At 68.0% G+C, this 12,965-nt stretch carries 11 protein-coding genes and 1 pseudogene; 5 read left to right on the top strand and 7 right to left on the bottom strand.

The genetic code is table 11. The annotated features are described in order from the left end of the window. The first annotated feature begins 25 nt into the window (after window positions 1-25). Complete coding sequence (locus VK92_RS19695) at window positions 26-610, top strand: BPSL1445 family SYLF domain-containing lipoprotein (RefSeq protein ID WP_021157601.1); 585 nt, start codon at window positions 26-28, stop codon at window positions 608-610. A 250-nt stretch (window positions 611-860) separates the two neighbouring features. Then, window positions 861-1,913, top strand: coding sequence for an AI-2E family transporter (locus VK92_RS19690; RefSeq protein WP_042973615.1), 1,053 nt, complete (start codon window positions 861-863; stop codon window positions 1,911-1,913). A gap of 43 nt (window positions 1,914-1,956) precedes the next feature. Here VK92_RS19690 and VK92_RS43040 read toward each other — a convergent pair. The 6 genes and pseudogenes from VK92_RS43040 to VK92_RS19665 all read right to left on the bottom strand — a co-directional run. Continuing rightward, window positions 1,957-2,034: pseudogene (locus VK92_RS43040) on the bottom strand (thioesterase); the annotation flags it as partial. 145 nt (window positions 2,035-2,179) lie between these two features. Then, window positions 2,180-3,196: an NADP-dependent oxidoreductase gene (locus VK92_RS19685; RefSeq protein WP_021157603.1), complete on the bottom strand. Its 1,017-nt coding sequence runs from the start codon at window positions 3,194-3,196 to the stop codon at window positions 2,180-2,182. 37 nt (window positions 3,197-3,233) lie between these two features. Next, the gene (locus VK92_RS19680; protein WP_048022225.1) at window positions 3,234-4,022 is read right to left on the bottom strand and encodes an SDR family oxidoreductase; all 789 of its coding nucleotides are present in this window, start codon (window positions 4,020-4,022) and stop codon (window positions 3,234-3,236) included. A 458-nt stretch (window positions 4,023-4,480) separates the two neighbouring features. Next, complete coding sequence (locus tag VK92_RS19675; protein WP_048022223.1) at window positions 4,481-5,071, bottom strand: phosphatase PAP2 family protein; 591 nt, start codon at window positions 5,069-5,071, stop codon at window positions 4,481-4,483. A gap of 81 nt (window positions 5,072-5,152) precedes the next feature. Continuing rightward, window positions 5,153-6,469: an Nramp family divalent metal transporter gene (locus tag VK92_RS19670; RefSeq protein WP_042973617.1), complete on the bottom strand. Its 1,317-nt coding sequence runs from the start codon at window positions 6,467-6,469 to the stop codon at window positions 5,153-5,155. Continuing rightward, the gene (locus VK92_RS19665; protein WP_048022221.1) at window positions 6,418-7,470 is read right to left on the bottom strand and encodes a helix-turn-helix domain-containing protein; all 1,053 of its coding nucleotides are present in this window, start codon (window positions 7,468-7,470) and stop codon (window positions 6,418-6,420) included. The genes VK92_RS19670 and VK92_RS19665 overlap by 52 nt, the downstream gene beginning before the upstream one ends. Before the next feature lie 498 nt (window positions 7,471-7,968). On the opposite strand from VK92_RS19665, the gene VK92_RS19660 reads away from it, so the two are divergent. Then, window positions 7,969-8,892: a LysR family transcriptional regulator gene (locus VK92_RS19660; RefSeq protein WP_048022219.1), complete on the top strand. Its 924-nt coding sequence runs from the start codon at window positions 7,969-7,971 to the stop codon at window positions 8,890-8,892. A 167-nt stretch (window positions 8,893-9,059) separates the two neighbouring features. Next, on the top strand, window positions 9,060-9,461 hold the full coding sequence (locus VK92_RS19655) for an OsmC family protein (RefSeq protein ID WP_048022217.1): 402 nt from the start codon (window positions 9,060-9,062) through the stop codon (window positions 9,459-9,461). A gap of 93 nt (window positions 9,462-9,554) precedes the next feature. Here VK92_RS19655 and VK92_RS19650 read toward each other — a convergent pair whose 3' ends face one another. Then, on the bottom strand, window positions 9,555-10,436 hold the full coding sequence (locus VK92_RS19650) for a Dyp-type peroxidase (protein WP_021157611.1): 882 nt from the start codon (window positions 10,434-10,436) through the stop codon (window positions 9,555-9,557). A gap of 491 nt (window positions 10,437-10,927) precedes the next feature. Between VK92_RS19650 and VK92_RS19645 the strand changes: the two genes are divergently transcribed. Beyond that, window positions 10,928-12,790: an ABC transporter ATP-binding protein gene (locus tag VK92_RS19645; protein WP_048022215.1), complete on the top strand. Its 1,863-nt coding sequence runs from the start codon at window positions 10,928-10,930 to the stop codon at window positions 12,788-12,790. The last annotated feature ends 175 nt before the right edge of the window (window positions 12,791-12,965 follow it).

Below are 12,965 nucleotides of genomic sequence, written 5' to 3'. Positions count from 1 at the left end.
AATCAGACAAAGAAGGAGAAACGCCATGCAGAAGACCTTTGCCATGAAAGCCGCCGCCGCCGTCCTGCTCGGCAGCCTCGCGCTCGCCGGCTGCACGACCACGCCGGACAAGCCGGAAGGCGCCGCGGCCAGCGCGTCGAAGCGCCAGTCGATCGACGCCAGCGTCAACGCGACGCTCTCGCGCCTCTATTCGACGGTGCCGGGCTCGCGTGAACTCGTCGCGAAATCGCGCGGCGTGCTCGTGTTCCCGAGCGTGCTGCAGGCCGGCTTCATCGTCGGTGGCCAGTCCGGCAACGGCGCGCTGCGCGTCGGCGGCAGCACGGTCGGCTACTACAACACGTCGTCGCTGTCGGTCGGCCTGCAGGCCGGCGCGCAGTCGAAGGCGGTCGTGTTCCTGTTCATGACGCAGGATGCGCTCGACTCGTTCCGCAAGTCCGAAGGCTGGTCGGCCGGCGCCGACGCGTCGGTCGCGGTCGTGAAGGTCGGCGCGAACGGCGCGGTCGACTCCAACACGGCCACCGCACCGGTCGAGGTGCTGATCCTGACCAACGCCGGCCTGATGGGCGACCTGTCGGTGAACGGCACGAAGGTCACGAAGCTCAACATCTGACGATGCGACACGCGGCGTTGCGCCGCGTTTGCTTCCCGGCAGCGCCGCGGCCCCGGCCGCGGCGTTTTCGCATGTGCCGCGCGCAGCCGCTATGATGGCGGCACCTTTGCGGGCATACTCCGGTTCGGGCCGCCCGGCGGATGGCCGCCCGCAGCGCGTTGCGCCGTGAACCCGTGACGATCGGGAACCGATCGCGCACGGGGCAACGAGATTCAATCAAACCACGCATCAATCTGCGCGAATGTCATCCATGGATAGCGGACACGACCACCAAAAATTCTTCTATTTCCTGCTGGCCGCGGTCACCGTCGGACTCTGCTGGATTCTCACGCCGTTTTCCGGCGCCGTGTTCTGGGGCACCATACTTGCGATCCTCTTCCAGCCCGTGCAGCGGTGGCTCGCCGCACGCTTCGGCAAGCGGCGCAACCTCGCCGCGCTCGTGACGCTGTCGCTGATCGTGCTGATCGTGATCCTGCCGCTCGTGTTCGTCGCCGCGACGCTCGTGCAGGAAATCGCGTACGTGTACCAGGAAATCAAGACCGCGCAGCCGAACTATTCGCAGTACTTCCAGGACATCATCCACGCGCTGCCTACGTCGATCCAGCATCTGCTGCAGAAATACGGCCTGAGCAACCTCCCGGGCATCCAGAAGAAGCTGACCGATGGCGCCGCTCAGATCAGCCAGCTCGCGGCAACCCAGGCGCTCAGCATCGGCCAGAACACCTTCCAGTTCGTCGTGAGCTTCGGCGTGATGCTCTACATGGTGTTCTTCCTGCTGCGCGACGGCGGCGAGATCGGCCGCCGCGTGCGCCGCGCGCTGCCGCTCGACGACGAGCACAAGAACCTGCTGCTGGCCAAGTTCACGACGGTCGTGCGCGCGACGGTGAAGGGCAACATCGCGGTCGCGCTCGTGCAGGGCGCGCTCGGCGGCCTGATCTTCTGGATCCTCGGGATCGAAGGCGTCGTGCTGTGGGGCGCGCTGATGGCGTTCCTGTCGCTGCTGCCCGCGATCGGCGCGAGCCTCGTCTGGGTGCCGGCCGCGCTCTACTTCCTGATGATCGGCGCGGTGTGGAAATGCGCGATCCTCGTCGCGTTCTGCGTGGGCGTGATCGGTCTCGTCGACAACCTGCTGCGCCCGATCCTCGTCGGCAAGGACACGAAGATGCCCGACTGGGTCGTGCTGATCTCGACGCTTGGCGGGATGGCGCTGTTCGGCATCACCGGCTTCGTGATCGGGCCGCTCGTCGCCGCGCTGTTCATGGCGAGCTGGGACATCTACGCACGCGCCGAACAGAACGAATGACGCAACGCGTGGCCACGTGCCACGCCCCTGCCGACGCGCGCCGTCACGGATGACGAATGCGGATCACGACGGGCGCCACGGCGCCCGTCGCGTCACCTGCCGCGAGCGTCATCACGCCGCCATCTGCTGGCAATCACTTTAGGGAGACACGCCCCGACAATACATGAGACAAGTCCGAAACTTGGGCGCGATTGATCGAACGCCTCGCGGTCGACACCCTCTCGCGGCAGCGTGCGAACGACATCGCACGCCGAGCCGCGGGCCGCTCACGCGTCCGGATCGACGCGCAGCACGAGCTTGCCGCGATGATCGCCGTCGAACAGGCGATTCAGCACGTCGGGCGCGTTTTCGAGACCGTCTGCGACCGTCTCCTCGGCCTTGAGCCGGCCGTCGCGCAGCCAGCCCGAGAGCGTCTGCACGGCCTCGCGGCTCTTGCGATAGTCGAGGATCAGGAAGCCGCGCATCGTCAGCCGCTTCGAGATCAGCACGCCGACGTCGTCCGCCGCCCGGCCGCTGTTGTAGTTCGAGATCACGCCGCACAGCGCGACGCGCCCGCCGATCACCATCCGCGACAGTACCGCGCGCATCACCTCGCCGCCGACGTTCTCGAAATTCACGTGCACGCCGTCCGGCGTCGCGGCCTTCAGCTGCTGACGGAAATCGTCGGCCTTGTAGTCGACGGCCGCATCGAAGCCGAGCGTCTCGGTCAGGTAGCGGCACTTGTCCGCGCCGCCCGCGATACCGACCACGCGCGCGCCGTGGATCTTGCCGATCTGGCCGGCGATCGAGCCGACCGATCCGGCCGCTGCCGACACCACGAGCGTCTCGCCCGGCTGCACCGGCGCGATGTCGGTCAGCCCGTAGTACGCGGTCAGCCCGCTCATCCCGCACGCACCGAGCAGCGTCGGCAGCGGCAGGCCCGACTGCGCGGGCAGCTTCACGAGCTGCGCGGCCTGGTCGGCCGGCACGACCGCATAGTCCTGCCAGCCGACGAGCCCCTGCACGAGATCGCCTTCCGCGAAACCCGCGTTGCGCGACGCCACCACGCGCCCGATGCCGAGCGCGCGCATCACCTCGCCGATCGCCACCGGCGGCAGGTATTGCGGCACGTCGCTCATCCACACGCGGTTGGTCGGGTCCATCGACAGGTACAGCACGCGCACGAGCACCTCGCCGTCCGCGAGCGCCGGCACGGGCGCTTCGACGAGCGAGAAATGTTCGCGGCCGACCCGCCCTTCCGGGCGCGTCTTCAGCAGCAGCTGGCGGTTCACGGGTGTCGACATGCTGTTCTCCTCCAATCGTTGTGGTTCGGGATGCGCGTCAGACCGCGCACATGCCGCCGTCGATCACGAGTTCGGCGGCCGTCACGAAACGGCTCTCGTCGGACGCGAGATAGACGGCCGCGTGCGCGACGTCGTCCGGCTCGCCGAGCCGGCGCAGTGGAATGCCGCGCGCGAGCTTGCGCGTCGCGTCGCGTTCGCCGAGCGTCTGGAACAGCGGCTCGACGATGCCCGTGCGGATGAACGCCGGGTGAATCGAGTTGCAGCGCACGTCGAGCTCGCGGCGTGCGCAGTCGATCGCGACCGACTTCGTGAGCGATGCGACGGCAGCTTTCGACGCGTTGTACGCGGTGAAATCCGGTTCGACCTTGAACGCGGCGACCGACGAGATGTTGATGATCGACGCGGGATGGCTCTCGGCCAGATACGACAGCGCATGCTTGCAGCCGAGCACGATGCTCTCGACGTTGATCGCCATCACGCGCCGCCATTCGTCCAGCTCGATTTGCGCGGGCGAGCCGATCGAGCCGACGCCCGCGTTGTTGACGAGCACCGACAGCCCGCCCATCGCGTCGACCGCCTGCGCGAGCAGCGCCTGCCAGCGCGCTTCGTCGCGCACGTCCTGCGTCGCGGCGAACGCGACCGGCGTCGCATGGCCCGCGTTGAGTTCCTGCGCGAACGCGTCGAGCACCGCCGCGTCGGCGATGTCGGTCACGAACACGCGCGCGCCCTGCTCGACCATCCGGCGCGCGATCGCGCGGCCGAGGCCGCCTGCGGCGCCCGTGATGTATGCGCACTTGCCGGCAAGGCGCGAAGAAACGACTGTCATGTGACCTGCTCCTATCGTGAATCGTCGTCGCGGAACGCTGCCGCGACGGATGTTCCGTGCCGGTTCCCGCCAGCGCGGGCCGGTTGACCCTTCGCCGCCATCACGAGGCGCCGCACGGTTTCCGCGAGTATATCGAGAAGAGCATGACGCGCGCCGGACACGCCGGGCAGCCCGCCCCGGTTGAACGACAGCCAGCGTACGCGAATGCCGCCGATCGATGAAATGAATCTTCGTTATGCCCGGTCATAGGCTGGGCTCATGACCTTCGCGTATCGGCACGCACGCGCAAGCCGGCGCGGCCGGTCACGCAGACCGGCCGGTTCGTCGAATCGTGTCATGGCGAGGGTCGGGTTCCGCGCAGGCGAGGAAGCAATCGGGAAGACGGGCGGCGTGGAATCGTGCAACCGCCGGGCGAATGCGGCAGGAAAGCGGCGCCGGGGCGCCGCGGCCGGCGACCGTCAGAAGCCGTCGCCTGACGGCGCGCGCACGAACGCGCAGAGTTGCGGCGAATGCGTGTCGATCATCTGCTGGAACGGCGCGCGGTGCCCGTACGCGATGCCGGACACGAGCAGCAGGCAGACGGCCGCGACGCGCGGCGAGAATGCGCGCTGCCGCACACCGTCGTAGCCGCGCAGGAACACCAGCGCGACCAGCGCGCCGAGCATCCAGCCGACGATCACTTCAGGAACGGTATGCGAATGATCGAACACCCGCGCGACGGCCGTGACCGCGCCGATGGCCAGCCCGGCCGCGATGCCGGGCACCTTGCCCGGCCGGAACGCCTGCCACAGCATCGACAGCGCGACGGTCCACACCGACGTCGACAGCATCGTATGGCCGCTGATCACGCGGAAATCGAATTGCGGAAGCTCGATGCCGCACCCGGCATACAGGATCTTCGTGGCGCCGACGACGCTCATGCCGGCGGCGAGCAGCACGCCCCAGCGGGCGGCGAGGCGCCAGTCGGTCAGCGCGAGCCAGGCCGCGCAGGTCAGCGCGATCGGCAAGGTCAGCGCGGCATCGCCGATGTTGCTGATTTCACTCCACATAACGGACTTCGGACGACGATCGAAAGGCCGCAGTTTACCGCATGCGCGCCGCGCGACTGTGTCAGCCTGTGACAGGCTGTATCAGCCCGCGACACCGGTAATCAGCAGCAGGTTCGTACCGGTGATGACGACGAACAGCGCCCACGCGGCGGCCTGCATCCCGCGCCCGATCGTGTGCTCGCCCATCGTGTTGCGATCGCTGACCGAGCGGATCAGCGGCCACATCGCGAACGGCAGCTGCAGGCTCAGCAGCACCTGGCTCCACACGAGCAGTTTCCCGACCGAGCCGTCGCCGAGCCACAGCACGCCGATCAGCGCGGGCACGAGCGCGAGCCCGCGCGTGATCAGCCGGCGCTGGTAGCACGGAATCTTCGTATGCAGGAAGCCGTCCATGATCACCTGGCCGGCGATCGTGCCGGTGAGCGTCGAACTCTGCCCCGACGCGAGCAGCGCGATGCCGAACAGCAACGCGGCCGCGCCGCCCGCGATCGGCGTAATCAGGTTGTAGGCCTGCTCGATGTCGGTCACGTTGTGCTGGCCCGTCGCATGGAACGCCGCGCCCGCGACGATCAGGATCGCCGCGTTGACGAGCATCGCGACGAACAGCGACACGCAGGTATCGATGCGCACCAGCGCGAGCGTGTCGCGGATCACCCCGCGCGCCCCGCCGACCACGCGCCGCGTCTGCACGACCGACGAATGCAGGTACAGGTTGTGCGGCATGATCGTCGCGCCGACGATGCCGAGCGCGAGCACGATCGCGTCCTTGCGGTCGTGGCCCGGATCGCCCGGCACCAGCCCGCCGGCCACCGCGTGCCAGTCGGGCGGCGTGATCGCGACCTGCGCGACGAAGCAGAACGCCATCGTCGCGATCAGCGCGAGCACGATCGCCTCGATCTGCCGGAACCCCTTGCCCTGCAGGCCGAGCACGATCACCGTGTCGAGCGCGGTCAGCACGATCCCCCACGCGAGCGGCACGCCGAGCAGCAGCTTGAACGCGAGCGCGCAGCCGAGGACTTCCGCGATGTCGCACGCGATGATCGACACCTCGGCGGTCACCCACTGCACGATGCGGCCGACCCGCCCGTAGCGGTCGTAGCTGGCCTGCGCGAGATCCCTGCCCGCCACGAGGCCGAGCCGCGCCGCGAGCATCTGCAGGAAGATCGCCGCGAGGCTCGAGAACGCGACGACCCACAGCAGCGAATAACCGAACTGCGAGCCGGCCTGGATGTCGGTCGCCCAGTTGCCGGGATCCATGTAGCCGATCGCGACCAGCAGGCCGGGGCCGAAGAAGCGCTTGAGCTTCTGCCAGCGCGGCGCGCCGGCATCGATCGTGATGCTGCCCTTTACTTCCGACGGGCAGAAAGGGGCTGTGGCGGTGGTGGGGAGGAAGGACATGGAAACCGGGGATCGAAATCGCGACAGGACGATTCTACGGGTATCCGTCCTTTTTTTTCCCGCGCGGCGGCGCACGCGGCGCATGGCTCCCCGGCACCGTCGCAGGCCTCCCCGTGCGCATCGGGTGTCGGCGCACCGCGGGTGAGGATCCGTTCACGCTCGGAGACGCGATATTCGGTCGGCGACATCAGCATGCGCTGGCGGAACAGCTTCGCGAGCCGCTCGCCGCTGCCGAACCCGGTGCGGCGCGCGACCTTGTCGGCCGGCAGCGTCGTGTGGACCAGCATGTGGCAGGCGCGCTCGAGCCGCACGTGCTGGACGAATTCGGTCGGCGTCACGCCGATCTCCTTCTTGAAGCGCCGCAGGAAATTGCGCTCGCTCATCGCGGCGGCCTGCGCGGCGTTCGCGATCGAGATGCGGTTCACGCTCTGCGCGCGCAGCCGCTGCGCCGACATCCGGATCGACGGGCTCGCGCTCAGCTCGCGAAAGGCCCACATCGACTGCGCATAGCGTTGCTCGACCGGCCGCAGCATGTTGCTGGCGATCTCCTGCGCGGCGCCGTCGCCGAGATCGACGCGGAACATGTCGAGCACCGCGGCGAACACGTCGGCTTCGCCGGCCTGCAACTCGACCGTCGTGGCAACCCGGCGGCCGGCCCGGCCCGGCCGCCCTTCGATCGCCGCCGACGGTCGCTGCATGGCCGCGAGCGTCGGCAAGTCCATCGCGTCGACGATCCAGCGTGCGTGGCGGCGGATGTCGGTGAGGCGACGCTGCAATGCGTCGTCCCAATTGACGGCCGCACGGTCGCCGTGAAGATGAAAGAACGCGAGCGCTCGGCGACCGTGCTCGTCGCCGAGCGGATCGGCAGCGATGCTCACGCCGGACGACGACTGCAACAGCCCCCCGCTTTCGGATACGTACTTCAACTGGTAGTCAGCACTGTATGCGTGCAGGCGATTCGCCAGATTGAAAGCCTCGCCAATACGCGCGGCCTGGGCCAACGAAAACCCCGTACTCAAATAGATAACGACCCATCTCTGATCTGCTGCATTCACTGGCCAAGCCCCCGACTTGTTTCGACTTCTTCTAATACCGTCGAACTGTCAGGCTTATATTTGGTTTGAATGCGTGCGACAGGACGGCTATCCCGAAATATGAAGCGACGGCATCTTAGCCGAACGGGTCGCGGCTTTGGCGCGAAATGGCCGAGGTGGACAGCATGATGGCGGATTACTACAGGCTGCCAGGGGTTGCTGGTGGGCCGGTGCGGAATTGCACGGGCCGATATCGCCAATTGTTGCGATCATGTGCATCGAAATCCGCGCATTTTCATGACGACGAATTGCGGCGGGTATCCGGATAAATGCACCGCCGAATATCGGCGCAAACGATATTCCCATGTATTCAATGCCGCCGATCGCCACGCAGGAAAGCCCGCGTATCCGTTGCCCGCGCATCCTTTAGAATCGCTCCACCATTCACAACGCCACCCGCGCCCCGTGCCCGCCGACCATCGTCTCGACCTGAACCTGTTTCGCGTGCTCGACGCCGTCTACGTGCATGGCGGCATCGGCGCGGCCGCCCGCGCGCTGCATCTCACGCAGCCGGCCGTCACGCACGCGCTCAACCGGCTGCGCGCGCATTTCGACGATCCGCTGTTCGTGCGCCAGGGCAACCGTGTGGTCGCAACCGAACGCACGCGCTCGATCATCACGGACGTGCAACTGCACCTGAAGGGCCTGCAAGGCACCGCGCGCGCACCGTCGGCATTCGATCCCGCGACGCTCGACCTGAGCATCGCGGTGGGCATTCGCGACGTGCTCGAATCGATCGCGCTGCCGCGGATCGTCGCGGCGTTCGCCGACGAAGCGCCGGGCCTGCGGCTCGTGAGCCGGCGCATCGCGGTAGCCGGGATCGAACGCGAACTCGCATCGGGCAATCTCGATCTCGCCGTCGATCGCCGCGTGCCGACCGGCCCGCGCATCGCCACCGAACACCTGCTCGACGATTCGCTCGTCGTCGCACTGCGCCGCGATCACCCGCTTGCGCGCGAGCCGTTGCGGCGCGGCGACTATTTCGCGGCGCAGCATGTCGCGGTGTCGTCGCTCGGCGAGCCGCAATCGCTCGACGTGCTGCTCGGCAACGACGGCCGCTTTCGCGATATCCGGCTCACCTGTCAGCACTATTTCGCCGCGTGCCAGATCGCCGCGACCGGCAACCTGCTGGTCACGTTGCCGCACACCTATGCGTTGCGGATGGCCGCGATGCTGCCGATCGTCGTGCGGCCGCTGCCGTTGCGGCTCAAGCCGTTCCCGCTCCTCGCGTACTGGCACGAATCGCGCGACGCCGATCGTGCGCACCAGTGGGTACGCGAGCGCATCGCCGCGCTCGTGCGCAGCAGTGCCGGCGGCGCGGACGCGTAGCCGCATCGCGCGCCGTAGCCGTAGCCGTAGCCGTAGCCATCGCCATCGCCATCGCCATCGCCATCGGAGCGGTATGCTGACGGCTGCGCGCCGCCGCGCGGCGTCCACTTTCCGCTTCCCGGCTCCCTTATTCCCTTTTTCCTTTTCCCGCTGACCGGAGACTTGCCATGTCGCTCATCCACGCCGCCGCCGTCCTCGACGCCGATGCGCCCAATTACGTCGTCCAGCTTCAGGCCGGCACCCACGCGCTGACCGGCGACGAAGCCCCACGCGAGGGCGGCCAGGATCGCGGGCCGGCGCCCTATGAATTCGTGCTGGCCGGCCTCGCGCAATGCACGGCCGCGACGCTGCGCATGTACATGCAGCGCAAGGCGTGGCCGGCCGCGCGTATCGACGTGCGCACCGAGCTGCACGCCGATCGCGAAGGCACGCAGTACGTGCGCCGTGTCGTGACGCTCGACGGCCCGCTCGACGATGCGCAACGCCAGCGCCTCGCCGAAATCTGCGAGAAGACGCCGGTCACGCAGTTCATCAAGCGCGGCACGCGGATCGACACGACGTTGAACTGACACGCAACGCACACGACACACGAGCGCCGCGCAAAAGGAAACGGGGGGCCGCGCACGATGCGCGGCCCCCCGTTCGTCGACACCGTCAGGCGCTTACAGTCCGAGCGCGGACAGGTCGAGCTTGCCGTCCTTCATCGGCGGGCACCAGAAATACGCGCCCGTCAATGGCCGCGTGAAGCGGAACAGGCCGTCGACGATCCCGTCTTCCGCGCCGCTCATCCGGCGCATCTGCACGTCGAACGCGCGGAACGAGCAGCCGAACGCCACGAAGTAGAGGCCCGCGCGGCGCGCGTCCGACCACGGCGACGAACGGCGCAGCATGAACGCTTCGGGCTCGAAGCTTTCCTGCGCGGTGCGCTTCACGTGCGCGAACTCGGGCGCGTCGTCGAGTTCTTCGTTGTCCGAGCGGCGGCGCCCGATGATGTTGTCCATGTCGCCCGACGGAATGCGCTCCATCTGCTCGAAGTCGTGCAGCCATTGCTGGACCGCGACGAAGCTCGCACCGTCGAGCCCCGCGCCCTGCCCGGTCACGATTGCCGCGGCCACGGCTTCGTCGCCTTCCGGGTTCTCGGTGCCGTCCTCGTAGCCGGACAGGTCGCGATCGTTCGAATAGCGGAAACCGTCGACCGCATCCTGCAACGCGAACGCCGGCGCCAGCGCGCGTTCGATCGCCCGCGCGCGCAGCACGATCTCGCCGCGATCGTCGCCGCGCAGCCAGACCCACACGTCGGCCGGCGTCGCCGGCAGCGTGCGGTCCTTCACCGCGAACGCCGGGAATCCGGTCAGGCCCGGCACCGGGTGCCCGAGGTGCGCCGCCAGCGCATGCCCGAACCCGACGACCGTGTCGCGTCCGTCGACGATCTCGCGCAGCGCGGCCAGCGCCGCCGCCACATTGCCGTCGTTCGACATCGTGAAAGTGAGGTATCGGGCCGCCGTATCGATCGGGGTCAGGATGCCTTGCTGAACGTCGCTCATCGTTTCCTCAGGAATGTATCGTGGTGAATCTGCGAGGGTCTCGGCGCGGTGCGCCGCAAACGTCGAAGTGTAATCGATGCGTGTGCCGGCCCCTGCGCTGCCGCACTGTGGAAGGCCCGCAAAAGAAGGGCCGAAGCCCTGAATACTAACCGTATCGACGCTGCAACGCCGCAATCGTCAGACGTTGCAGGGCGCCCGGCGCTGCTGATAGAATCATTTCCACGTCTTTTCGGCGTCCTTTCAACCGTTCACTTCAGGGGAGGTGCAGATGTTCCGAATGCCAGCATCCTTCCCGAACGTGGTCCCACGGCGCAGCTGATCCAGCCCGCCGTCCGCGCCGGCTCCCGAGTTTTCCGCTAACCCGTCAGCCGCGCCGTTTCCCGACAGCCCCGTTTCGTTTCGCCGCACGGTTTCCGCGCGGCCCGGCTGTTGCGTTTTCGATGTTCGCCCAACCGGAAAGTCCCGTCGCGCGATGCGCCGGGCAACGACACATGACCAGAAAAACCACCCATCTGGGCGGCCAGGCATTCCAGGCCGTCTTCGGCTTCACCTTCCGTTACTGGCGCAAGCAGCCGGCACGCACCGCCACGGTCGCGAGCCTCGCGCTGCTCGCCGCGCTCGCCGACGTGCTCACGCCGCTGTTCGCCGGCCGCCTCGTCGACGCGCTGTCGACCGGGCTGACCGACCGCGCCGCCGCGTGGCATGCGGCCCTCGTCGCATTCGGCACGCTCGCCGCGCTCGGCCTCGGCGCGACGGTGCTGCGACAAGGCGTCTACCTGAACATCATCACGCTCACGCTGAAGATGATGAGCGAGATCGCGGCCGCGTCGTTCCATCGCGTGCAGCGCTTCTCGACCGACTGGCACGCGAACAGTTTCGCGGGCTCGACCGTGCGCAAGATCACGCGCGGCATCTGGGCGCTCGACCTGCTGAACGACACCGTGCTGATCGCGCTGTTGCCGTCGGTCACGATGCTCGTCGGCGCAACCGTGCTGCTCGGCACGCACTGGCCCGTGATGGGCCTCGTCGTCGGCGCGGGTTCGCTGCTGTACATCACGGTGACGGTTGCTGTGTCGCTCGGCATCGTCGCGCCGGCCGCCCGGCTCGGCAACCTGTGGGATACGCGCATGGGCGGCGCGCTCGCCGATGCCGTGAGCTGCAACGCGGTCGTGAAGGCGTTCGGCGCGGAAACGCGCGAGGAAGCGCGGCTCGCCCGCGTGATCGGCAAGTGGCGGCAACGCACGCGCCGCACGTGGGTGCGCGGCACGCTCAACGGCGGGTTGCAGGGCGCGATGCTCGTCGCGATGCAGGCCGCGATGATCGGCGTCGCGCTGCGGCTGTGGGCAAACGACGAGGCGAGCGTCGGCGACATCGCGTTCGCGCTGACGATGTTCTTCATGCTGCAGGGCTACCTGCGCGACGTCGGCATGCACATCCGCAACCTGCAGCGCTCGGTGAACGACATGGAAGAACTCGTCGCGCTCGAACGCCAGCCGCTCGGCATCGACGATCGTCCCGGCGCGCCGGCCATCCGGATCGGGCAAGGCGAGATCCGCTTCGAGCACGTGACGTTCCGCTACGGCAATCATCCGGTGCCGCTGTACGACGATTTCTCGATGCGCATCGCGCCGGGAGAGCGGGTGGGCCTCGTCGGCCACTCGGGGTCGGGCAAGACGACGTTCATCAAGCTGATCCAGCGCCTGTACGACGTGTCGGGCGGCCGCATCACGATCGACGGCCAGGACATCGCGCAGGTCCGGCAGGATTCGCTGCGCAGCCAGATCGCGATCGTCCAGCAGGAGCCCGTGCTGTTCCACCGCACGCTCGCCGAGAACATCGCGTATGCACGCCCCGATGCGAGCCGGGCCGACATCGAGCGCGCCGCGCGGCTCGCCAGCGCGCACGACTTCATCGCCGCGCTGCCGGACGGTTATGACACGCTGGTCGGCGAACGCGGGATCAAGCTGTCGGGCGGCGAACGCCAGCGGGTCGCGATCGCGCGCGCGTTCCTCGCCGATGCGCCGATCCTGATCCTCGACGAAGCCACGTCGAGCCTCGACAGCGAAAGCGAGCTGCTGATCCAGCAGGCGATGGAGCGGCTGATGGTCGGTCGCACGACGCTGGTGGTCGCACACCGGCTGTCGACCGTGCGCGCGCTCGACCGGCTGCTGGTGCTCGACCGCGGCAAGGTGATCGAGGAAGGCAGCCACGACGCGCTGATCCGCATCGACGGCGGCATCTATCGCCGGCTGTTCGAGCGGCAGGCGCTGGAACTCGCGAAGGGGCTCGCCGATTCGCCGCGGCGCGCGGCCGACGATCGTGCCGGGCCGCTCGGCGAGCCGGCCGAGGCGTGATGCAAAAAAGCGCGACGCGCGCCGGTGGTGCGGTCATCACCGCCGGCGCGCGTCGACAAATGGATCCGGATCGAGGCCGTGCCAGGTGCACGGCCTTTTTTTTCGGCCGCGAATTCCGCCCGCCCCTCCGGAAGCCGCGCGCCGCAAGGCCGCCTCTTCCGGTATCCCTTATCAT

The organism is Burkholderia sp. LK4, from assembly GCF_001043615.1.
GTDB classification, from domain to species: Bacteria; Pseudomonadota; Gammaproteobacteria; order Burkholderiales; family Burkholderiaceae; genus Burkholderia; species Burkholderia cepacia.
Note: the sequence above shows the minus strand (reverse complement) of the source record. Positions and strands in the feature narration are given on the sequence as shown.